The sequence below is a fragment of the Desulfosporosinus paludis genome (assembly GCF_045689965.1).
Classification (GTDB): Bacteria; Bacillota; Desulfitobacteriia; order Desulfitobacteriales; family Desulfitobacteriaceae; genus Desulfosporosinus; species Desulfosporosinus paludis.
Genome location: NZ_CP144211.1, coordinates 685,284 through 706,765, shown reverse-complemented (window position 1 = coordinate 706,765; position 21,482 = coordinate 685,284). Strand labels below are relative to the sequence as shown.

Annotated in this window: 21 protein-coding genes and 1 pseudogene; 17 read left to right on the top strand and 5 right to left on the bottom strand. The window is 42.2% G+C overall.

The genetic code is table 11. The annotated features are described in order from the left end of the window. The first annotated feature begins 177 nt into the window (after nucleotides 1-177). Both polA and mutM read left to right on the top strand, forming a co-directional pair. Nucleotides 178-2,802 (top strand): DNA polymerase I, encoded by a 2,625-nt coding sequence (polA, locus tag VZF35_RS03715; protein WP_407311118.1) that lies wholly within the window; start codon nucleotides 178-180, stop codon nucleotides 2,800-2,802. 42 nt (nucleotides 2,803-2,844) lie between these two features. Then, nucleotides 2,845-3,666: a bifunctional DNA-formamidopyrimidine glycosylase/DNA-(apurinic or apyrimidinic site) lyase gene (gene mutM / locus VZF35_RS03710; protein WP_407311116.1), complete on the top strand. Its 822-nt coding sequence runs from the start codon at nucleotides 2,845-2,847 to the stop codon at nucleotides 3,664-3,666. Nucleotides 3,667-3,825: 159 nt separating this feature from the next. Here the strand turns inward: mutM and VZF35_RS03705 are convergent, their stop codons facing one another. Continuing rightward, nucleotides 3,826-4,008, bottom strand: coding sequence for a hypothetical protein (locus VZF35_RS03705; protein WP_407311114.1), 183 nt, complete (start codon nucleotides 4,006-4,008; stop codon nucleotides 3,826-3,828). A 241-nt stretch (nucleotides 4,009-4,249) separates the two neighbouring features. Here VZF35_RS03705 and VZF35_RS03700 point away from each other — a divergent pair, with 241 nt between their 5' ends. From VZF35_RS03700 to VZF35_RS03690, 3 genes and pseudogenes are all read left to right on the top strand, one after another. Then, nucleotides 4,250-6,094, top strand: a complete 1,845-nt coding sequence (locus VZF35_RS03700) for an acyltransferase family protein (RefSeq protein WP_407314432.1) — start codon at nucleotides 4,250-4,252, stop codon at nucleotides 6,092-6,094. Nucleotides 6,095-6,207: 113 nt separating this feature from the next. After that, entirely contained in the window at nucleotides 6,208-6,378 is a 171-nt protein-coding gene (locus tag VZF35_RS03695; protein ID WP_407311112.1) for a DUF1731 domain-containing protein, read from the top strand. Nucleotides 6,379-6,488: 110 nt separating this feature from the next. After that, nucleotides 6,489-6,701 (top strand): annotated as a pseudogene (locus VZF35_RS03690) (GNAT family N-acetyltransferase); the annotation flags it as partial. 31 nt (nucleotides 6,702-6,732) lie between these two features. Here the strand turns inward: VZF35_RS03690 and VZF35_RS03685 are convergent. Further along, complete coding sequence (locus tag VZF35_RS03685; RefSeq protein WP_407311110.1) at nucleotides 6,733-7,272, bottom strand: hypothetical protein; 540 nt, start codon at nucleotides 7,270-7,272, stop codon at nucleotides 6,733-6,735. Between the two features lie 78 nt (nucleotides 7,273-7,350). Then, a complete protein-coding gene (map, locus tag VZF35_RS03680; protein WP_407311108.1) occupies nucleotides 7,351-8,100 on the bottom strand; it encodes a type I methionyl aminopeptidase in 750 nt (249 codons plus the stop codon). Between the two features lie 383 nt (nucleotides 8,101-8,483). Between map and VZF35_RS03675 the strand changes: the two genes are divergently transcribed. The 5 genes from VZF35_RS03675 to ytfJ all read left to right on the top strand — a co-directional run bounded on the left by VZF35_RS03675 (nucleotide 8,484) and on the right by ytfJ (nucleotide 11,630). Next, nucleotides 8,484-9,029, top strand: a complete 546-nt coding sequence (locus VZF35_RS03675) for a GNAT family N-acetyltransferase (RefSeq protein ID WP_407311106.1) — start codon at nucleotides 8,484-8,486, stop codon at nucleotides 9,027-9,029. Then, nucleotides 9,022-9,654, top strand: a complete 633-nt coding sequence (locus tag VZF35_RS03670; RefSeq protein ID WP_407311104.1) for a tRNA-uridine aminocarboxypropyltransferase — start codon at nucleotides 9,022-9,024, stop codon at nucleotides 9,652-9,654. The genes VZF35_RS03675 and VZF35_RS03670 overlap by 8 nt, the downstream gene beginning before the upstream one ends. Before the next feature lie 133 nt (nucleotides 9,655-9,787). Further along, entirely contained in the window at nucleotides 9,788-10,438 is a 651-nt protein-coding gene (locus tag VZF35_RS03665; protein WP_407311102.1) for an HAD family hydrolase, read from the top strand. Nucleotides 10,439-10,546: 108 nt separating this feature from the next. Then, nucleotides 10,547-11,191 carry a DUF2953 domain-containing protein gene (locus VZF35_RS03660; RefSeq protein ID WP_407311100.1) on the top strand — a complete coding sequence of 215 codons (645 nt, stop codon included), beginning with the start codon at nucleotides 10,547-10,549 and terminating at the stop codon, nucleotides 11,189-11,191. A 4-nt stretch (nucleotides 11,192-11,195) separates the two neighbouring features. Further along, nucleotides 11,196-11,630 carry a GerW family sporulation protein gene (ytfJ, locus tag VZF35_RS03655; RefSeq protein ID WP_407311098.1) on the top strand — a complete coding sequence of 145 codons (435 nt, stop codon included), beginning with the start codon at nucleotides 11,196-11,198 and terminating at the stop codon, nucleotides 11,628-11,630. Between the two features lie 235 nt (nucleotides 11,631-11,865). Here ytfJ and VZF35_RS03650 read toward each other — a convergent pair whose 3' ends face one another. Next, complete coding sequence (locus VZF35_RS03650; RefSeq protein ID WP_407314430.1) at nucleotides 11,866-13,341, bottom strand: IS1182 family transposase; 1,476 nt, start codon at nucleotides 13,339-13,341, stop codon at nucleotides 11,866-11,868. A 173-nt stretch (nucleotides 13,342-13,514) separates the two neighbouring features. Here VZF35_RS03650 and VZF35_RS03645 point away from each other — a divergent pair, with 173 nt between their 5' ends. The 5 genes from VZF35_RS03645 to VZF35_RS03625 all read left to right on the top strand — a co-directional run bounded on the left by VZF35_RS03645 (nucleotide 13,515) and on the right by VZF35_RS03625 (nucleotide 17,726). Next, nucleotides 13,515-14,096: a nucleoside recognition domain-containing protein gene (locus VZF35_RS03645; protein WP_407311096.1), complete on the top strand. Its 582-nt coding sequence runs from the start codon at nucleotides 13,515-13,517 to the stop codon at nucleotides 14,094-14,096. Further along, on the top strand, nucleotides 14,093-14,629 hold the full coding sequence (locus tag VZF35_RS03640; RefSeq protein WP_407311093.1) for a spore maturation protein: 537 nt from the start codon (nucleotides 14,093-14,095) through the stop codon (nucleotides 14,627-14,629). Before VZF35_RS03645 ends, VZF35_RS03640 begins: the two co-directional genes overlap by 4 nt. 48 nt (nucleotides 14,630-14,677) lie before the next feature. Continuing rightward, nucleotides 14,678-15,478 (top strand): glycosyltransferase family 2 protein, encoded by an 801-nt coding sequence (locus VZF35_RS03635; RefSeq protein ID WP_407311091.1) that lies wholly within the window; start codon nucleotides 14,678-14,680, stop codon nucleotides 15,476-15,478. Beyond that, nucleotides 15,463-16,869 carry an ArnT family glycosyltransferase gene (locus tag VZF35_RS03630; RefSeq protein ID WP_407311089.1) on the top strand — a complete coding sequence of 469 codons (1,407 nt, stop codon included), beginning with the start codon at nucleotides 15,463-15,465 and terminating at the stop codon, nucleotides 16,867-16,869. Before VZF35_RS03635 ends, VZF35_RS03630 begins: the two co-directional genes overlap by 16 nt. Before the next feature lie 68 nt (nucleotides 16,870-16,937). Continuing rightward, nucleotides 16,938-17,726 (top strand): pseudouridine synthase, encoded by a 789-nt coding sequence (locus tag VZF35_RS03625; protein ID WP_407311087.1) that lies wholly within the window; start codon nucleotides 16,938-16,940, stop codon nucleotides 17,724-17,726. On the opposite strand, the gene VZF35_RS03620 is transcribed toward VZF35_RS03625, so the two are convergent. Then, entirely contained in the window at nucleotides 17,723-18,238 is a 516-nt protein-coding gene (locus VZF35_RS03620) for a hypothetical protein (protein WP_407311085.1), read from the bottom strand. The genes VZF35_RS03625 and VZF35_RS03620 overlap by 4 nt on opposite strands. 177 nt (nucleotides 18,239-18,415) lie before the next feature. On the opposite strand from VZF35_RS03620, the gene VZF35_RS03615 reads away from it, so the two are divergent. Both VZF35_RS03615 and VZF35_RS03610 read left to right on the top strand, forming a co-directional pair. After that, nucleotides 18,416-18,880 (top strand): hypothetical protein, encoded by a 465-nt coding sequence (locus VZF35_RS03615; protein WP_407311083.1) that lies wholly within the window; start codon nucleotides 18,416-18,418, stop codon nucleotides 18,878-18,880. A gap of 833 nt (nucleotides 18,881-19,713) precedes the next feature. After that, nucleotides 19,714-21,363 carry an L-lactate permease gene (locus tag VZF35_RS03610; RefSeq protein ID WP_407314428.1) on the top strand — a complete coding sequence of 550 codons (1,650 nt, stop codon included), beginning with the start codon at nucleotides 19,714-19,716 and terminating at the stop codon, nucleotides 21,361-21,363. The last annotated feature ends 119 nt before the right edge of the window (nucleotides 21,364-21,482 follow it).

The following is a 21,482-nucleotide window of genomic DNA, read 5'->3' as shown; positions in this document are numbered from 1 at the left end:
AGCTTACTTAAATGGTGAGCTGCTTGCTTTTATGTTTTTCCAGATAGAAAAATACCCGTGAAATCAATCTTGAATTCTAATAGACTAAGTCAATGGATAACTTAGGCATATGCCTTAATGTTTGTGAGAAAGCAGCCGGTATGATATAGTAAAATGCGAAAGAAAGGGGTTTTCACGATGCCCAAAATGGTGATTTTAGACGGAAACAGCCTTGCGAATCGCGCTTTCTATGCTTTACCGCTGTTGACGACGTCGGATGGGCGTCCGACAAATGTATTGCACGGTTTTCTGACGATGCTTTTTCGCTTAGAACAAGAACAGCACCCAGACTACTGGGTAGTGGCTTTCGATAAAACAAAGGCAACAGTACGGATTGAACAGTATGCCGGGTATAAAGCACAAAGAAAGGAAACTCCGGAAGGTTTGCGCCCGCAATTTGATTATCTCAAGGAAATTCTCACAGAGCTTGATGTACCTATGTTGGAATTAGCAGGGTATGAAGCAGATGATCTCATTGCGGCAGTGACAAAGCAGGCAGAACTTCAGGGCATGGAGATTCAGGTATACACTGGCGATAGAGATGCCTTGCAGCTCATTTCACCGAAGACACATATTTTCTTAACGAAAAAGGGAATCAGCGAGGTTGAATGCTATGATGAGCATGCCTTGTGGGAACGTTATCAGCTGCGCCCGTACCAAATTATCGACTTGAAAGGCCTGATGGGAGATACTTCCGACAATATTCCGGGTGTTCCGGGGGTTGGCGAAAAAACTGCTCTAAAATTACTTTGGGAATATGAAACTGTTGAGGGAGTTTTGGCGAACGCGGATAAAGTCTCCGGAAAGAAGCTGCAGAGTAATTTAATCGAATATGCAGACCAGGCCAGACTTAGTAAAACCTTAGCGACGATGCTGACAGATGTTCCGCTTCCCTTTTCATTGGACAGTTTTATTTACCGGCGTCCTCAAGCTGATAAAGTGCTTCCTGTTTTGAAGAAGTATGATTTAAAGAATGTTGCTCGATTATGGCAGGAACGTTATGCCAGCGATGGGGAACGTAAGAATGAAACTCCTGAAATATCATTAGCGTCCTGGCCGGAACAGGCGCTCTCTGAAGAAGGCTGGCTTCATCAAATTGGACAGTGGCAAACCTCTAAACAAACGCTTACACTAGCCTGTCGCCATGAAGGGACCGGGCTGCAGGGTGGGCGCTGGCTGGAATGGGGTGTAGCTGTTTCAGGAGAGTCTTTTAAACTGATCCGAGAAGATGTATCTTTAAGAGTTGTTGAGGCTTGGTTGGAGCTCTTGGAAAACGAACAGGTACCTAAAGTTCTAGCTGATAGTAAAACCGTGACGTTATTACTTGAGAATGAAAATAGGTTGTTAAAGGGGATTGCCTTTGACCTTGGTCTGGCCTCTTACCTGATTCAATCTTCTCGTACAAAGTTCGCCCCCCTTGATTTAGTCAAAGAATATGTTCCCCAGCAAGATGCTTTCAAGAGTGTCGCGGAAGAAGCCTCGGCTTTAGCTCAAGTAGCCCCTAAATTTCAAGAAGACATTAAAACTTTGGGATTAGGAGAATTGCTGCATACGATAGAAGAACCATTGAGCTTAGTCTTAGCGCAAATAGAGCGTCAAGGAATTGGAATCGACGTTGATCAATTGGTTCATTTCGGCGAAGGAATTAGCGATACTTTAAAGCAATTGGAACAAGATATTTACGATTTGGCGGAGACTACCTTTAACATTAACTCTCCTAAGCAGTTGGGAACTATTTTATTCGAAAGATTAGGTCTAGCGACGGCTAAGAAGACCAAGACAGGATATTCCACAGATGCTGAGACTCTAGAGGAGCTTCGTACAGCTCATCCGATTATCGAGAAGATTTTAGATTATCGTCAGCTCAATAAACTCATGTCTACCTATGTCAATGGGTTGTTAGCCCAAGAAAAAGATGGCCGAATTCATACCACCTTCCAACAAACTGTGACCGCAACCGGCCGCTTGTCGAGTACAGAACCCAACTTGCAAAATATTCCTATTCGGTTGGAACAGGGTCGGCTGCTCAGAAAAGTCTTTCATCCCACGGAACCGGACTGGGTCCTCCTATCGGCCGATTATTCGCAAATTGAATTGCGTATTTTAGCTCACTACTCCCAAGACCCTCTTCTCTGCGAATCTTTTGCTTTAGGTCAAGATGTTCATACCAGAACGGCAGCGGAAGTTTTCGGCATTTCACTCGAAGCAGTCACTACAGGGATGCGCAGAAGCGCCAAGGCAGTTAATTTTGGGCTCGTCTATGGGTTAACCGAATTTGGCCTTTCAAGGGATCTGGGGATTCCTCGTAAAGAGTCCAAGTTTTATATTGAACAGTATTTTAAGCGCTATAGTGGCGTAAAACGTTATTTAGAAAGCGTGGTAGCCCAAGCGAAACAAGAGGGACAGGTCCGTACCTTGTTAAACCGTCTGCGCCGAATTCCTGAATTATTTCACGCTAACAGGGTTCAACGGCAGCTTGGAGAGCGAATAGCTATGAATACCCCCGTTCAGGGGACTGCAGCTGATATCATGAAACTAGCGATGATCCATGTCGCTGAAAAAATAAAGCCCTTCCGAGCGGCCATTCTCTTGCAGGTTCATGACGAACTCTTACTTCAAGTCGCTCCGGAGGATTTAAAAAGTGTCGCTCACCTGCTTAAAGTAACCATGGAAAACGCTTTTCCCCTTACTGTTCCTATGACCGTGGATTGCAAGGTTGGACCGAATTGGTACGATATGAAGAAATATATACCTGAAGAATAGCTGCTTGACGTTTAAAGCAGCTACACTAGTAAAGGAGCCATTATGCCTGAATTACCAGAGGTCGAAACGATTCGACGAACTTTAGCAGTGCACATTAAAGATTTGAAGATAAACGACATAACGCTTCTATGGCCTTCTGCTGTTTGTGGTTGGCAAGACAAGGCTTTTGCAGAACTAGTCATCGGACGCCGAATCTTAGAGCTAGATCGAAGGGGAAAATATCTCCTTATCCGCTTGGATGAGGGAATGACGTTAATCGCCCATATGCGCATGACAGGACGCCTTAATTATTATGCAGACCATAAGGAGCCGGAAAAACACACTCATGTGGTCTTCACGTTAGAACGCGGGGAAGTGCATTTCTCAGACCTTCGGAAATTTGGGCGGATACAAGCTATACCTACCTCGCTGTGTGTTAAGGAATCCTCACTAGGCAAACTTGGCCCAGAACCCTTAGAAGCAGAGTTTACAGCAGCTGTTCTTAAAGACCGTCTCGGGAAGAAAAAAGTTAGCTTAAAAGCCGCTTTGCTCGACCAACATGTTCTTGCCGGGCTAGGGAACATTTATGCGGATGAATCTCTTTTCCTGGCGGGAATATCTCCTAAACGTCGGGCAGACTCTTTGTCTGAAGAGGAAACTCTCAAACTACACGCAGTCATAAGGACAGTTTTGCAAGCCGGCATCGATGCCCAAGGGACATCATTCCGAGATTATCGGGATGCTAACGGGGAGAAAGGCTGGTTTGAACAAGATTTGCAGGTTTATGGGCGAGGTGGGGAACCCTGTAAAGTTTGTGGGCAAACCTTGGAACGCCTTCGCCTTGCCGGACGGACAACAGTGTATTGTCCGGAGTGTCAGAAGTAACGAACGCATATAATTGTTTGCTTGCTGGGTAATAAAGATGACCATGTGTTTGCCCTGCATGAGAGGTTTTCGCTTTAAGAATTATAATGCTTGGATGTTTTGATCAGCTCTCTTTTATAGAGGGCTGATTTTTATGCTAAAAGCCAAACCAATGCCATTTTAACCGCTGAAATATTTATTAAAACCCCTGTATTTTGACAAAGGGGTTTCTTTTTGTCCCTTAATTTGAGTTTCTTTTTGGCGTAACTTTTCCATAACCAATTCTTCATCATTTTGTAAATCATTCGCCCCAAAAAGTTGGTATCGTAAAAATAAATCCTCCGCATATTCATCGACTGCCAAACGCTTGGAGAACGGAGAAATTGAAAGTTTATTTAGGGCTGGGGAGTGAAATGATGTGGGTCGTATCGATGGAATGAATCAAAGAAAACAACAAATTGAAAATGGGCAAAGGCCCGTCCTTATTTACGCCGGGTTAGGACAGCACAAACTTCGGAGTATCCGTGATGTTGAAACTAGGCTGGAGAATACCAGCCCTTCTAAGACTGTTCAGCCTTCTCAGCGATACGACTCTCGGCGCTACATGCCTGGCCTGGATGGACTACGAGCTCTGGCAGTGTTCGCGGTGATTGCTTATCACCTAAACTTGAAATGGGCTTCAGGAGGACTTTTAGGTGTCTGCTTGTTTTTTGTGTTGTCCGGTTATCTTATTACAGACCTGCTGGCAGTTCAATGGAGCGCGACAGGGCGCATCGATCTGAAGGATTTTTGGCTGCGGCGGGCCCGCCGCCTGTTGCCCGCTTTATTTGTCATGCTGACAGGAGTTGTTGTTTGGGTTACCCTGTTTGCTCCTGACCGTTTGACATCTCTCTGGGAGGATGCGCTGGCGGCGGTGTTCTATGTTAGCAACTGGTGGTTAATCTTTCACCAAGTCTCCTACTTTGCAAGCTTCGGCCCGCTATCCCCCCTGGGACATTTATGGTCTTTAGCGGTAGAAGAGCAGTTTTACTTAGTCTGGCCGTTGCTGCTCTGGTTTGGTCTGCGCTATGTACCACGGCGGGGACGCCTGGTTGTTTTGACACTTGCCGGGGTTTTAATTTCGGGCGTCGCAATGGCTCTGATTTATCAGCCGGGTGCAGATCCCAGCCGTGTTTATTATGGTACGGACACGAGAGCATTTGCCTTACTGATAGGAGCTGCGTTTGCCCTGGTCTGGCCCAGCCGGAAACTGTCTGCCACACTTTCGTCCAGAGCTCGCTGTGTTCTTGACATCGTCGGAGGAGCAGGACTGGTTGTTGTGCTCCTGATGATTTGGCAAACCAATGAGTATGAATCATTTCTCTATCGCGGCGGACTCCTGCTTTTCTCGTTGGCTGCAGCCATTGTGGTGGCTGTTCTGGCCCACCCTGCGAGCCGCCTTGGCAAATTTTTTGGACAACAGCCCTTACGATGGCTTGGCGTACGATCTTATGGCATCTACCTTTGGCACTATCCTGTCATTGCCTTGACAAACCCTGTCGTAAATACAGGAGGTTTTGACCTTATGCTTGCTCTCCGGCAATTGGCAGCGAGCATTGCCCTTGCTGCCCTCTCCTGGTACTTTATCGAGGAACCCATTCGCCATGGTGCATGGAAAAAGTTGCTTAGGCGGATATACAATCCGGATTATCGTCAGAAAGTTGTATCGGTTAGGGGCTGGGCCACAATGGTTGGACTATTGTTGATTCTTGGTATATCTTGCCTGACGATAGCGGGGATTATTTTTATGAACGCAAAGCAAACGTATGTTTCTCCTTCGACGCCTTCCGCACCGGACGTTTCAACAGCAAGCAAAGTTTCAGCCGAAGGCGACTCAAGGACTGCATCTCCGACTGTATTTGAGTCTGGTGATCTAAGTCAAAAGAACAGTTCCACGTCTGAACATGGGGCAGACACTCAGGTGGATATGCCCGCCTCAGAAATCGGCAAGGGAATTACTGTTATCGGAGATTCTGTCATGGTTGGTGAGGAGCCGGAATTGAAAAAGCTCTTACCAGGCATTGTGGTTAGTGCGGAAATTGGCCGTCAGATGTATCAAGCCCAGAACGTAGTAGATCAACTGAAGGCACAAGGTAACTTAGGAGATCGAGTTATTATAGAATTGGGAACGAACGGCCCATTCGCTGAGGAACAGTTGAAGACACTGCTCAGTTCGCTGGGACAAGTTCGACAGATTGTGTTGGTGAATACCCGTGTCCCGCGACCATGGGAGGACGTGGTTAACCAAACCTTGACGAAGGTAGCGGCGAGCTATCCACACACTACTCTTCTCAATTGGTACCAAGCCAGCAGCGGACATAACGCCTATTTTTATCCGGACGGCGTTCACCTTACTCCGACAGGAATTCAGGCCTACGCATCACTTGTTGTTAAAGCAATTAATCCGTAAAAGACCGGATCTTTTGGAATATAAACTGTAATAATATTAAGCTATTTCAGAAGGAACCAAGGGACTAATGTCAAATAGTTTAATTAGGTCAAGGAAAATAAATCATAGTCAGAATGAATGGAAGTTATCTTTGCGACCCCTCACTCCTATTGACTAAAATGCAAGCTGAAATGTTATTAAACGGTCAACGGGCTATACCGGAAAAAATTATAAGTGCGGGTTTTGAATTCAAATTTCCTGAATTAAAGTCTGCCTTAGAGGATATTTTGAGAACCGGAATTTAGTCTAACAGAAAAGTGTGCGATACTAGGGTAGAACCGAATTGTTGTAGTGTATATTCAATTTCAAGAGAAGAGAAGTCAGAGATGAAATAATGAAATAATATTGGGGGCTTGGCATTGGGACGGAACTTATAAAATATATGATTAACTGGGCGAAAGAAATCCGTTTAATACGTAAAATCAACTTAAAAGTTCGAAGTGATAATCAAGCTACCATAGATTTGTATCAACGTTTTAATTTCCTGTTCGAAGGAACAATTACTCGTGAGTTTTTTATTAACGGCAAATTTTATGATTCTATCCTTATGGGAATAGAGATTGATTGAATACCAGAGGCAAGAGATCAAGGAATTTCGTTTAAGCACTCCAATTAATCGAGCGGATAATGTTGCTTATATAGTCTAGCTGCTCTTTCGTGAAGGCGTTTGCATCCGTGAAAAAGGAAATTCTTAATACGTTGCCGGAATCTGTTTTTTTCAACCAGTACTCCATCCCCGAAATCTTGTAACTCTTGCCAAAGGATGCGGTCCATTCGCTTAAATAGCCGTTAAAATTAGCCACTTTAATTGGTTTCAATGTGTAAGAGCTAAAATCAAAGGTACTAATTCTTTGGCTTTCCACTAAGTAGTTTTCCAGGTCATTTAGATTCCAGAGTTGTATATATCCCCTAACCAACATCGTCTGATCATCGAGGTAAACACTATACAAGAGTTGTCCGCGGTCAATAATTTTGGTTTCCATTGCTCTGGTTGTGTGTGGAAGAAGTAATGTAAGCTGATTGTTAAATGTATGCCGAATAACATTTGAATTACTAGAGTAGACCGAAAATATGGGATTTAAGAAAATGAGTGAGAGACCAATACCAAGAATTATTCCTAAAAATAGATGTTTTTTCACCTAACCCCTCCCATAAGTTTTATAAATCTTATGGGTTGGGTTTGATTTCTATAACAAGGATTTCCTAAAGGGAACGTATCAGTCTTGTTCTGTTAAAACCAGCGGACCATTCTTGGTGATGGCCAAGGTATGCTCATATTGAGCCGAAAGTCTGCCGTCTACTGTCCTAGCTGTCCACCCATTCTGGTCAATTTTTAGGTTGTAAGAACCTAGATTAATCATCGGTTCGATGGTAAAAACCATCCCTTCACTGAGTCTGAGTCCCTTGTTGGGAGGCCCATAATGGAGAACTTGCGGATCTTCATGCATGTCCTGACCGATCCCATGTCCTGTAAACTCACGTACCACTGAAAACGTGTGGGATTCGGCATGAACTTGAATTGCATTGGATATATCACCGAGCCGATTGCCAATAATAGCTTTTTCTATACCGATGTAAAGGCATTCTTTCGTCACTTTCAGGAGCTTCTCAGCCTGTTCTGATATTTGCCCCACTGCATAAGACCAGGCTGAATCAGCCAGCCATCCGTTGAGATTGACAACCATGTCGATAGTGACGATATCGCCTTCTTTAAGAGGGGTTTGGGTTGGGAACCCGTGGCAAATTTCATCATTGACCGAAGCACAAGTTGCGAAAGGATAGCCTTTATATCCTTTTTGCTCGGCTTTCGCTCCGTGGGATTGAATGAAGTCATCGGCGAAGGAGTCGATTTGCAGAGTAGTTATACCTGGACGGATCATCTTGCGTAGTTCTCGGTGACAGGCAGTCAATATTTTACCCGCCTCAGCCATCAAGGCAATTTGTTGCGGGGTTTTAATTTTAACCAATTGTTATTCCTCCTGACTTAGCTTTAACCAGAAACTGTTATGGTTCTATTGACCAAGATGTGACAATGATATAATGATGAACATGTGTATGTATCGTTATTATTATAACAATAAGATAGTAGATTGTAATCAGGCTATTATTTGCCTTATGAGGGTTTAGCATGCGTATAAAGGTATTTCACTTAACCAGGTTTATACCAGCTTATAATGTACTATAGCTAAGTGTGAAGATATTTAGGAATATGAATATAGAGAAACTAATACAGAAAAGGTAAAGAAGGCCCAGGACTAACAGATTTAGAAAAGGAACACAGCAAATGAACAAAGTACAGTCATTTTAGTTGGTCTATAAAAGAGGTGTAAAGAGTCAGATGTTTCAGCTAGTGAAATTAGAAGATAAGCATTTTCCAGTGCTATATGAATGGGATCTGAGGGAGAAGGAACGGGAGTTCTATACATGCCGGCCGATACACCCACTACTCCCTTTCGAGAGCTATAAGCAAAGTAACCTTGATAAAATTAACAATGGAGTAAAAGAAGTCTTTCTGTTGGTTGACGAGAGTAGTTCGCAAAATCCGTTAGGAAGGATCATGATGTTCGATTATAATCCGAGAAATCACAGTAAAGAATTTGGCTATTATATTCCTCCAGATATGCGTGGAAAGGGTTTAGGTTTCATAATGGTTACTTTGTTGCTCAATAGGGTTTTTTCTGCAGAAAATGGATTAAATAAGCTTTACGCTACGACGGCATCAAACAATCTGCGGTCGATCGGTTTGTTAGAAAAAACAGGCTTTACGCTTGATGGTCGATTAAGAGAACATTATTGGATCAAGGATCGAACATTTGATCAACTTCATTATTCCATGCTGCAAAGCGAGTGGAATAAATCTCAGAAAGGGTATCTAGGAGTTTCTAAGAATGAATAAAACGTTTAAGGTTAAACAGATTACGCGGTTATATGAAAGCTGCAGTCAATGTGGTTTACCGACATTAACATGTATATGCGATATCGTTTCTCCAATAATCACTCAAGCGAAATTTTGGATTATAACAAGTGAAAGAGAGTTTTATCGGCCTTCAAGTACAGGAAGACTGTTAAAGTTAATAAACCCCAGTGCAACAGAAATTTTTCTTTGGGAAAGAACCAATCCCAATTTGAAATTACTAGAAAATATCAAGAACTATCGGGGAAGAACGTATCTTTTATATCCGGCCACGAATGAGGACTTGGCTGCAAAAACAAGGAATAAGGTTGAAGCAGGTGATGCTGCCTTTGTTTTAATTGACGGAACGTGGAAAGAGGCAGGAAAGATAGTTCGGAAGAGTGATTATTTAAGGGATTTGCCGATCGTTTCCATTGAACCGAATTATGCATCGAGATTCCATCTGCGCAGAGGCGGAAAGGATGGAACCCTTTGTACTATAGAAGCTGCAATGGAAGTTCTCAGAATGAATGGTGAGATGGATCAGGAGCAAACAATTAGGAAGTATTTCAGCCTATTCCTTAAACATTACCAAGCGGGAACTAGCTCACATTTACCAAGAGATTAAATTCGCAACGAACTATTGGTGTGAAAGACGCCCATGAAAAACAATGCTTAGGATATCTGCTGCCGCTGAAGCGAAACAGAACGGCCCCAAAAAGGGTGTGTAATAAGAATTATCAGGAGGCTGACAAACAGTCATGAAATTTAAAGCCGTAATTTTTGATCTCGATGGAACATTAGTTAATTCTCTGGAAGACATCGCTGATTCCATGAATCAAGTTCTATTTGCTTTGGGTTTTGAATCCCATAGCCTTCAGGCTTATAAATATTTTATTGGTAATGGCATAAGAAACCTAGTGCGTGAGGCGTTACCCGAGGGATCCAGGGAAGAAACCCTGATTTCGGAGTGCTTTGATTTAATGATGAAGGAATATCGCGAGCGTTGTCTTGATAAAACGAGACCTTATCAGGGCATCCCTGAACTGCTTGATGAACTAATCCAACGTCGAATCAAACTCACTGTACTTTCTAACAAAATTGATGAACTTACGAAAAAGGTGGTTTTGACGTTATTGCCAAGTTGGAGTTTTGAGGCAGTTATGGGACCGAGTCCAAATCTCCCAAGAAAACCTAACCCTGCGGGTGCTTTATTAATTAGCCAGAAGTTGGGATTGCTGGAATCGGACATATTGTATCTTGGTGATTCCGGTGTAGACATGAAGACAGCCACTGCTGCCAATATGTATGCAGTAGGAGCCCTTTGGGGTTACCGCACGAAAGAAGAGCTTATCCTAAACGGTGCCAAAAGTTTAATAAACCATCCCTCGGAATTACTAAATTTATTATAGGAAATATTTGTTATATCAGGAATCTTTAGCATAATAACCTCTCTTAGCGGGCATCTTAATTATTTAGAGAATCACTTAGACGAGAGTGGAACGTACGGAGGGGTTACTATGCGAGTTTTAGCCTTTTTACTCGCGTTGGCTATTCTTTTCCTTGTTAGTTTGGCGATAAAAGCAGAAGTGGATTTTCGTTATCGGCGAATTGAGGAAGAAGATCACTTGGAAATTGATTTTCGAGCGTTACATGGGATCTGGCATACTCAATATCAGCTTCCGTCGCTCCAACTTGAATGGGAAAAAGGGCCGCAATTAGAAGTTGATCAAGTCGCTAAAGGAAAGGGCGGAGTTCGTCAGGCGAAATCCAACGTGCGTCTTCGCTATATACGCAGAGGTTGGCTATACCGTCTTTGGCCGAATATACCAAATCATCTCCGTCACTTAACATGGGTAAAGAGTGAGTTCTATCGAGGCATTCATTGTAAAGAGATAAACTGGCGCATTGAAATCGGCTACAAAGATGCCGCTCAGACGGCTATTGCAGCAGGCGCTTTTTGGAGTATGTTTGGGTTTGCCCTCTCCCGTCTTTACAAACAGGTTATTATGGAAGTCAACCGTCCTCAGTTAGCAGTGGTACCGCAATTTAAAAAAGAAGGTTTTTTGTGCGATATTCGATGCATATTCCAATTAAGAATCGGTCATATTATTTTTGTCGGATTTAATGCTGTACGCATATTCAAACGGGGTAGAAGGGGGTAGTAGTATGGGGAATCATCCTATAGAATTGTTGATGAAGACAGCCATGGAAAGTATTCAACAAATTGTAGATGTAAACACTATTATTGGTGATCCAGTGGAAACCCATGATGGATCCGTCATTATTCCAATATCACGGGTATCTTGTGGTTTTGCGGCAGGGGGCAGCGAATTCACCCCGCCCGATGATCAAAAAGAGCGTGGAAATTCAGGAGGGACCGCTAACCCACTTCCATTTGGAGGAGGTGCAGGTGCAGGAGTGTCCGTCCAACCTGTAGGTTTTTTGGTAGTTGGCAATGGTACGATTCGTCTGTTGCCCGTGGACAGCAATGTGGTTATTGATCGAATTTTGGATACGGTCCCGGATTTATTAGATAAATTATCGGGAATGCTTCATAAAAAGAAGAAACCCTCAGACGAAATCATTTTAGCACGTGAATAAATCACTGATAATACATATAATTGCCTGAAGAAAACCTTTCTTACATCTATGCTTTAAAAGTAGGATCATCCCAGAAACTTCATTTCTGTTAGCAAAAAAGAACGAGATTTCCTGAGGCCGCTGAAAAAGAATCAAATTTTATAACCTACCAATAAAAAAGGAACCAGGAGCTGGGACAATTCGGGAGAATTGCTCATCTTCTGGTTCCTTTTTAACCCCGATTAATATTTATTTACTATTTGTCTCTCATTAAGGTTATTATTCTCTTCAGATTAACCGCAAATATTGTTGTTGCCCCTTGTAAACGCATACCAGATAGACCTGAGGCAGATGCAACATCGTACCCATGTCTATGTTTTAGTTCACTATTTTTCGCCTCTATCTTATAGCGTTCCTTGGATTCTTCTTTGAAGAACTCACTTTCTTGAAATGCAGCCTGCTCCTCATGGATATGGTGCTTAATCGTCACGGAATAAGATTTTGTTTTTGCCCCTTCTTTGTAGCATCCAGCCTTAAAAGTGCAAGTTTTACACGTTTCTACATCAAAAAAGTAGGATTCAACAGTTCCCAAACCATCTTTTGCATGCTTTTTGGAGCGAGTACTTGTTTTTTTAAAGCTCATATGTCCAGCCTTACAGACATACCTATCGGCATCTTTATTAAATTCAAAATCATTGGGATTTGTGCGGCCAGCCTTAACATGGGTTACGGTTTTGCTTAATTTAGAGACTAAGTTAATATTGTGGTTTTTAGCATAGGTAATATTCTCTTTCTCTGAATAAGCTGTATCGCCTATTATACCTCTTACTTTAATACCTGCCTGTTTGCTTTTCTCTGCTAATTCTTGGAGTTGCTTACCATCGTGTTTTTCACCGGATGTAACAACTGCAGCGGTTATGATTCTCTCTTTAGTCATTGCGATATGTGTTTTGTATCCAAAAAATGAAGTATCTGCTGTTTTATGACCAACCTTAGCATCAGTATCTTTTGACAATAGACTTAAACGCTCAATGTCATCTTCAACGAGCTCTTTTAGCATATTTAACTTTTCCCTAACAGCAGGATAGCTAGAAATGGCTTCTGTAGATTCTATTACCGCTATTAGCTTTTGGCAATAGTCCAGTTCATCTTCCAGTAATCCATTATTAACCTTAGGAGGGAATTGTTCCTTCATCGTTTCATCTATGGCATAGACTGTTTTACGCAGCCTTTTTGAATACTCAACTAGGTTTTCCCGTGGTGATTTCTGATTGTATCTAGCCTTTGTATGGGTGGAATCTACAATAATAGATTCGCTTTTTATGATTCCTTGTTCCAAGGCGATTTCCACTGTCTTATTGATTAATAGATCAAGTAAGTTTGAATCTTTTAGCCGCAACCTTCTAAATTTCGTTAATGAGCTTGCATCGATAACTTCTTCTTCTGGGGCCATACCCAAGAAATACTTAAATGACATATCGTATTTTGATCGTTCAACGACATCAACATCTGAAATGTCGAAAATACTTTTCAGCAAAAGATATTTAAACATTCTTACGGGGTCGATGGCACCACGTCCATTATTTTGGCAATAGACATTTGCTAACTCGTCATAGATAAATGTAAAGTCCACCAATTCATTCATCTGACGCAATAAGTTATCTTTTGGTACAATTAACTCATATAATTCTATGTAAGGACTCAGGACCAGGTTAGTTTGCCTTTTTATCATCGAATCACCCGCTTGTGTTAGTACTTTAATTGTATCAAAAAGAGAGCTGGAATTACTTATTTTCATAATTCCAGCTCTCTTTTATTTTTCAAATTAACTTTTTCAGCGGCCTCAGATTTCCTCGTTCTTTTTTATTTATCCTGTTCATAGATTCTTTCAGAGGGGGGTGGACGATGGTTAACCTCATCTGGCTCATTATGTTAGTGATTGGTATAGTCGTTTCGGCTCTCAATGGGCATATTGAGAGTGTAACAATATCAGCGATGAAAGCAGCTGAATTAGGCGTGGAGGTTGCCATTGAACTCATTGGAGTTATGAGTCTATGGCTAGGTCTTATGCGTTTAGCTGAAGAGGCAGGCCTTGTTAAAGGAATTGCACGTTTCTTTGGTCCGGGCGTTCGTCGCCTATTTCCGACACTGAAACCGGACAGTCCTGCCCTAGGCGCCATCATTATGAATTTAAGCGCTAACATTTTGGGCTTAGGAAATGCAGCAACTCCTTTTGGACTAAAGGCGATGCAGGAACTGCAAAAGGAAAATCCTACACCGGATGTAGCCAGCCCGGCCATGATAACTTTTCTTGCCCTAAATACCTCATGTATAACACTAATACCCGCAACGATTATCGGAGTAAGGCTGAAAGCTAATTCAGCAAATCCGACGGAAATTATCGGAACAACCATTGTTGCCACCGGATGTGCTATGACTGCAGCCATCTTTGTGGACTACCTTTTTCGGCGGAGGAGAGCAAAATGAAGGTAATAGCCGAAATTTCTCGCTGGGCAATACCACTGCTCTTGCTATTTATTCCAGTTATTGCCTACTTGCGCAAAATACCAGTTTACGAGTCATTCGTAGCGGGAGCGGAGGAAGGATTTAAGACCGGAGTACGCATACTTCCTTTTTTAATTGGTATGTTAGTGTCAATTCGAATCTTTGTGGATTCCGGAGCTTTGAACATATTAGCAGACTGGCTGCAACCGGTTTTCGCCTACCTGGGCTTGGATTCTAACGTTGCAGCGATTATTCCCTTAGCAATCATGAGGCCGCTGAGTGGATCTGGAGCCCTTGGGGTAGCAACCCAACTGATCAATCAATACGGCCCTGATTCATACATAGGACGATTAGCCTCTACACTTCAAGGCAGTACGGACACAACCTTTTTTGTGCTCACAGTTTATTTCGGATCGGTAGGGATAAAAAAGTATCGTTATGCGCTGAAATTAGGTTTATTAGCAGATCTTATCGGATTGATTGTTTCCGTTTGGATTGTCACAAAAACGTTTTAATGAGTCATTTTTGAGCATACTAACAGTGCCGAAAGGAGGCATTGTTATATGCTTTATATCGTCTTACCTGCGTTTAATGAAGCCGCTTCTCTACCACCATTGCTAGAAACCATTGAACAAGTCTGTGCAGATCTTCCACATTTGATTACAGTGGTCAATGATGGAAGCACCGACACCACCTCCGAGATTATCGAAGCCTATGCCCATACTTATCCTACGATTCATCAAGTAAATCATAGACAAAACCAAGGTCTTGGCGCAGCTCTGAACAGCGGTTTTCAGTATGTTTTAAATTATAATTCGTCTCTCCAACAGCCTTTGAGTGATGCTCAGAAAGGCCCAGTTGCTCCTGACACGGTTATAACCATGGATGCTGATAATACGCAGCCGGCCGACCACATTCCCTTGTTGTATGAGTCAATTTGTTCAGGGGCCGACCTCACCATTGCTTCGAGATTCGTTGACGGCGGAGAGCAGCATGGACTCTCTATAGTACGTAAAATGCTTTCTTGGGGAGCAGGAAAAGTTATGAATTATTTTGTGCCCATCAGCGGTGTGCGCGACTATTCCTGCGGTTATCGTGCTTACCGACTTTCGTTATTGGCTGAAGGAATTCGACAGTACGGCCCCAATATTATTCAAAGCCGTAATTTCTCCGGAATGGTTGAATTGCTCTTAAAGATAGCCCCCTTGGCAAATAAGGTGGCGGAGATCCCGTTAAAACTCCACTATGAATTAAAAACAGGTGCAAGCAAAATGAAAATTTTGGCTACAATTTGGGGCTATATTCAATTAATTTATCATATCAAACGTCAAAGGTGGAGTTCTGTCGAATGGGTCGAAGAGTAAGGTGGTTCTTATTAGGGGTGATTTTGCTGGCCGCTTTACTTGTTCGTCTAAAAGGGATTAACAACCCATTGCTGGATGATCAAGCATGGCGACAAGCAGACACGGCAAGTATAGCTGTTCACATGCTTGGTCACCTTATGGATTTTCCAAAAGTAATGTTGCCTCAACTGAATTACGATGGAACAGTTCCTCAAAACGTAGAATTGGAATTTCCGATGTTTCCCTATCTGTTGGCCTGGACCTGGAGACTATTCGGATGGGGAGATATTTGGGGACGCCTTTGGGCCGTGTTCTTGTCCCTGATTTCTTTATGGGGGATTTATGATTTAGGGCGTAATCTGTTCTCCGAGAGAATAGGATTATTGGCAACAGCGATGTATGCTTTCATGCCGCTGTCAATCTATTATGGACGAGTAGTGATGCCGGAGCCTATGGCTCAAGCTTTAAGTATTTGGGCTCTGGCGCTTATTTGGAGATGGAGGACATCTGAGAATAAGCAGGGAATCTGGAAAATCGGATTTGTTATGTCAGGTGCTGTCTTAGCAAAATTACCGCAGTTGATGTTGTTTCCTGTAGCCCTACTGCTTGGATTCTATCCGATGAAACTAAAAAAGATAAGCCAGCTCTTCCGTTATAGCTTGCTTGTAGTTAGTTTTCCTATGGTATACTATTTATGGGCGCACATGAATGTCAGCTCTTCATCAAGTCAATTTGTATCAGGAATCCTCACAAATCAAGTAGTGAACTCTGGGAACCTTACTTGGAATGTATTAAGCAACAATTTACAGCGTGGTTTGACAGATAGTGCACTTTATCTATCAGGGGTGGGTTTATTACGGATGCTCATAAACCGGTTCCCTGGACGAGCTGCTCTTTTAGCATGGGTAGGAATTGCTTTAGCTTATCTGGGAATTGTTTGCGTTCGGATTCCGTTGGATTATTATTTAGTTCCGATAATGCCTTTGGTTGCACTATTGGGAGCTTATGCTTTAGATGGGTGTGGAACTTGGTCAAATATTTTTCTTGTTATCATGATCTTAATGGTTATAAATCAAAATTCTTATACTTACTTAAAACCAAAATATCAATGGAATTCGGTATACTTAACACAAGCAGAGTGGGTTAAGGAACATACACCTTCTTCAAGTGTACTGGTTTTAAGTGACTCTGCCCCCATGACGTTTTACTACGCCCATCGTGTAGGGTTTCGTTTAACAAAAGTGCTCGAAGGGGCAGAGGCGGAGTCCCCGGTTAAAGTATTAAGGAATTTTCCAGGAGATTATCTTGTGAGACTTCCGCAGAGCTGTCAACAAGAACTTTTATGGAAAAAGGTTCAAGAATCTTACCCTGAAGTTGGACCTGGAATTTTCGATCTTAAGAAACCAAAGTAGTTGTATTAGAATTAGCCGTGCGATACCCGAGATTCATAGAGGATTACAGAGAAGGGGATTGAAATTTAGTGGATGTCGAACATAAAGATCAAAACGGAGAGCTTGCAGAACGGTTACAAAAAGTGTTGGCTCAAGCTGGAGTTGCATCACGCCGCCAAGTCGAACGGTTAATTGAAGAAGGGCGTGTAACTGTTAACGGTATAACAGTCTCTGTTTTAGGAACAAAAGTTAACTCTAACGATACGATTTGCGTGGACGGTACGCTGATAGAGAGGTCAGAGAGACTATTTTATTACTTATTGAACAAACCAATGGGTGTAATTACGAGTGCCCGGGACCCTCAGGGACGTCCAACAGTGGTTGAAATAATGAGAGATGCCCCTGCAAGGGTTTATCCGGTGGGCAGATTGGACTTTGATACATCGGGCTTATTAGTTATGACAAATGACGGCGAATTAGCCCATCGCTTAATGCATCCCTCCTACGGAGTTGAAAAAACCTACCGTGTTTGGGTACATGGTCCAGTTGGAATCAAGGCACTGGAACAGCTGCGTGAAGGGGTGCTTCTCAACGATGGGAAAACCGCTCCGGCTAAAGTTGTGCGCCGGAGCGGCCTACTGAAACGCAGAATCGTGGATCAGATGAGTGAGCCTCTTGAAGTATTAGAGATAACGATTCACGAAGGGAAAAATCGTCAGGTACGGAGGATGTTCGGCGCGATTGGCTATCCGGTTGCTAAGCTTGAACGGATAGCTTTTGGTCCCTTAGCTCAGGATGGACAACTTCAGTCAGGAAGTTATCGATCTCTGACAAGAGAAGAAATTAAAAAGCTCCGTTCCCTCGTTGGCTTGACTTAATGATTTATGGGATAAATCGGATGATCAATAGCCGTATTCCACTTTTCAATGTCCTTACCGCCAAAAGCGCCTAAGGCATTGGCGACAGAATTTTGTTTATCGTTATTAGTTGGAATGAGAACGAGCCAATGACCTGTTCGCACTTCGTGCTCATAATGACGAGCTCGCTCTTCAGAAAGGCCGTAACTCAGGAGAGCTTCTGGAAGCCCGCGTCCCTGTGGCTGATGCATAAGCTGACTCGCGAGAGGTCCGGCGACAACCACCTTACCTAAATCGGGAACCTTAAAGGGAGGAGCTTGAACAAGCCAAGCATTAAATTTGTCTAAGTTTATTTCGCTTGGATAGTATGCAAGCTCATTGGCAATTTCTTCTTTAAATTCCCCTTGGTGAAGGTACTCAGCACGAACTATGACAGAAATTTTACTATTGGCCAGGGACTCTCCCTGAATTTCTTCAATGGCCTCTTTCGTTTGTTGGGGCCCTTTAAAAATTGCAATTACACTTTTTCTCATGTCCTAATCTCCTTTGTCAACATTCCATTGGATAAGCTCTGAATTGATGTTAGTATGTCCATAAACTACGAGCCTAAAGCAAAGCTAGCAGGAGAAAATTATGCCTTTGGAGAATATTTTTTAAGAATAAGATAAGAAAGCTCTACAGCTTAAAAATAGAAACGGAGAGAGTGGAAGATGAAGATTCGGATTGGGGATGAACTCCTCACGGAACATGTACGCGTGAGGATTCGTTTGGATTATCGCGGTGAATCACGAAGTGGGCGTTTCTTCTTCGGAGGCAAAACGAAAGAGCAAATGGCAGAATCAACTCGAGAGCAACAAGTCGCAGTTTTAAGAAACGTTCCCCTTCAAGGTATTATGATCGAAGATGTTGACTTAAGTTTAGATGTCTATACGGTAAGTCAAGGGGAGGGAAAACGAACTCGTGATTGGGCTTATGCTCCAATTATTCTGACCCTAAGAGTGGAAAATCTTGATGATTTGCTGCCATTGTTAATCAAAACAGAATTTCGTAAGATTGAGTTTCTCAGTCCTGAAAATATCTCCCTCCATCGCCTGGACATGGAACGGCTGCTGTTTCGCTTGAGTCAATCCTTTCAGCAAGAACTAAAGTTGTTGGAACAAAAATATTTGCGCTAAAGCTATATATATTCAATGCCTGAAGGCAGAACAGTGAGGAGAGGTTCACTATCTTCACTGTTTTTGTTTTGTTACAGACCAATTGTAAAACAAACGTTAAATTATTGTTGAATTTGTTAAATAATTTATTCACAATAGCAAAAACATATTGAAATTTTTTTAATATTGGATTAACATAAACCTAGGCGGTCAGACAGTAGGCTGATCAACAGATTTATCCTAATTGTGAAACACAGTTTCAAATAGTGTTTCATACCATTCAAAAACGAGGGAAATTTTAGAGGGGGTGGTCTATGAGGGTGAGCAAAAGAGTAGAGCAATTCAAAGATCAATATTGCACCAAAGGGTTATTAAGGAGAAAAAGTAAAAATATACTGAATCATTTTGCCATATCTGCAGTTTCTGGGTAATTTTAAGTATGTACAATTTCTAATATACGATTTAATAATCTGCAGAAGTTAAGAGCTATAGTATAATCTTAGGGAAACATAATGTTTTTTTTCACAATTAAAAAATAATCTTCTAAGATTCTTGCTTTGAAAAAGCAAAAAGCCCATGGATTAAAGCTTTTCACGCTTTACCGTTATTTTCAAATAAGTGTATTATTGAAAAATAACGATAATTGTGAAACAAAGAATTATATTGGCATATTGAAATTTTCTTTTAGTGGAGTTACTATTATAAGAGACAGGCGGATGGTCTGATGGCCAAACTGTCAGTCAATTTCCACTTTATTAAACTTTAGAGAAAAGGAGGTTTTGAAGAGAAACTGAATAAGTAGCCAGAGAATGGGAAACGCTCTAGACATACTGATTGAAAGGTGGAATTATGAAATGCCATGGACACAGAATTATGCAGCAATAGGGAATAGCATACCGCTGACTGCGCTCTGCGTATCCCTGCCGATTTTTTATTTGTTCTGGGCACTCGCTATTAAGCGAATGAAAGGTCATATTGCCGGTGTCACCACGCTCTTATTCACAATTATCGATGTTGTGATCGTTTACAAAATGCCAGTTGGCCTCGCTATATCTTCAAGTATCTTGGGAATCCTTAATGGTTGGTTCCCGATCGCCTGGATTATTGTAGCTGCGGTCTTCCTATATAACTTGACAGTAGAAGCCGGTCAGTTCGATATTATTAAAAGTTCTATCGCTTCCTTGTCCGATGACCGTCGACTTCAAGCTCTTCTGATTGCGTTCTCTTTTGGAGCGTTTTTAGAAGGAGCAGCCGGATTCGGTACTCCGGTAGCCATTACCGCTTCCATCTTAGTGGGATTGGGTTTTGAACCGCTTTATGCAGCTGGTATTTGCTTAGTTGCTAATACCGCACCAGTGGCCTTCGGAGGAATCGGTGCTCCAATCCTTGCGGCTCAAGTTGCTTCAGGAATTTCTGCTAACACCATCGCTGCCGCAATTGGACGCCAATTACCATTCCTTTCAGTGTTTGTTCCCCTCTATCTGATCGTTTTAATGGCTGGTTGGAAAGGTGCTAAAGAAGTCCTTCCTGCAATCGCCGTTTCTGGTATGACCTTCGCCGTTGCACAATGGTGGTCATCAAACTATCTCGGAGCTATGCTTCCAGATATTATTGCCTCAATTTTCTCTCTCATTTGTACAGCCATTTTACTCAAGGTCTGGAAACCTAAAAACATTTGGCGCTTTCCTCATGAAAAAGCTACAAAAATTGAGCAACACACAAAATATAGCGGTGGTCAAATCTTTAAAGCTTGGTCTCCCTTTATCGTTCTAACAGCTTTAGTTGGAGTTTGGGGAACGAATGGCTTCAAAGCTTTTGTTACCAATCAGCTTAAATGGTTTGTAATGATTCCACATTGGCCTGGTCTAGATGGTTTTGTATACAAAGCAGCACCGATTGTTAAAAAACCAGCTTTGTATGCAGCTAATTACAAATGGGATTTCTTCCTTGCAACAGGTACTGTTATCTTGATCACTTCATTCATAACCATGATTATCCTCCAAATCAGTCCTGCAAGAGCTGGTAAAGTTGCTGGAAGTACCTTAAAGAGTCTTGTATATCCGATTATCACGATTGGTTCTGTACTTGGTTTTGCTTACATTGCAAACTACTCTGGTCTTTCTTATACCCTTGGTTTATTCTTTGCACTCACAGGGCATGCCTTCCCGTTCTTTGCTCCAGTGTTAGGATGGCTCGGTGTATTCCTGACGGGCTCAGACACATCAGCCAATGCGCTCTTCGGTCAATTACAGAATGTTACTGCAACGCAAGTTGGAATCAATCCTGTTCTTACAGTTGCAGCGAACAGCTCCGGTGGTGTCGTAGGAAAAATGATTTCGCCGCAATCCATTGCTGTGGCGGCTGCGGCTACTGGCTTAGTTGGTAAAGAATCGGATCTTTTCCGCTTCACAATTAAACATTCCGTTTTCTTGTTGCTAATTATCTGCTGTATAACTTTGCTCCAAGCATATGTTGTACCTGGGATGATTCCTGTTATACACTAATCCCTGAGTAATCCTTGATACGTTAGATAGTGGGAAGCGGTTATTGAACAACCCTTCCCACTATTTTTTATTAATTCATAAATATTACATAAATTCTCATATTGAAATTTCTCTACAAT

Excerpts from the sequence above, each read along its gene's own strand:
- polA (WP_407311118.1), top strand. The coding sequence starts at position 178 with ATGCCCAAAATGGTGATTTTAGACGGAAACAGCCTTGCGAATCGCGCT.
- mutM (WP_407311116.1), top strand. The coding sequence starts at position 2,845 with ATGCCTGAATTACCAGAGGTCGAAACGATTCGACGAACTTTAGCAGTG.
- VZF35_RS03700 (WP_407314432.1), top strand. The coding sequence starts at position 4,250 with ATGCCTGGCCTGGATGGACTACGAGCTCTGGCAGTGTTCGCGGTGATT.
- VZF35_RS03695 (WP_407311112.1), top strand. The coding sequence starts at position 6,208 with ATGAATGGAAGTTATCTTTGCGACCCCTCACTCCTATTGACTAAAATG.
- VZF35_RS03670 (WP_407311104.1), top strand. The coding sequence starts at position 9,022 with ATGAATAAAACGTTTAAGGTTAAACAGATTACGCGGTTATATGAAAGC.
- VZF35_RS03665 (WP_407311102.1), top strand. The coding sequence starts at position 9,788 with ATGAAATTTAAAGCCGTAATTTTTGATCTCGATGGAACATTAGTTAAT.
- VZF35_RS03660 (WP_407311100.1), top strand. The coding sequence starts at position 10,547 with ATGCGAGTTTTAGCCTTTTTACTCGCGTTGGCTATTCTTTTCCTTGTT.
- ytfJ (WP_407311098.1), top strand. The coding sequence starts at position 11,196 with ATGGGGAATCATCCTATAGAATTGTTGATGAAGACAGCCATGGAAAGT.
- VZF35_RS03650 (WP_407314430.1), bottom strand. The coding sequence starts at position 13,341 with ATGATAAAAAGGCAAACTAACCTGGTCCTGAGTCCTTACATAGAATTA.
- VZF35_RS03645 (WP_407311096.1), top strand. The coding sequence starts at position 13,515 with ATGGTTAACCTCATCTGGCTCATTATGTTAGTGATTGGTATAGTCGTT.
- VZF35_RS03640 (WP_407311093.1), top strand. The coding sequence starts at position 14,093 with ATGAAGGTAATAGCCGAAATTTCTCGCTGGGCAATACCACTGCTCTTG.
- VZF35_RS03635 (WP_407311091.1), top strand. The coding sequence starts at position 14,678 with ATGCTTTATATCGTCTTACCTGCGTTTAATGAAGCCGCTTCTCTACCA.
- VZF35_RS03630 (WP_407311089.1), top strand. The coding sequence starts at position 15,463 with ATGGGTCGAAGAGTAAGGTGGTTCTTATTAGGGGTGATTTTGCTGGCC.
- VZF35_RS03620 (WP_407311085.1), bottom strand. The coding sequence starts at position 18,238 with ATGAGAAAAAGTGTAATTGCAATTTTTAAAGGGCCCCAACAAACGAAA.
- VZF35_RS03615 (WP_407311083.1), top strand. The coding sequence starts at position 18,416 with ATGAAGATTCGGATTGGGGATGAACTCCTCACGGAACATGTACGCGTG.
- VZF35_RS03610 (WP_407314428.1), top strand. The coding sequence starts at position 19,714 with ATGCCATGGACACAGAATTATGCAGCAATAGGGAATAGCATACCGCTG.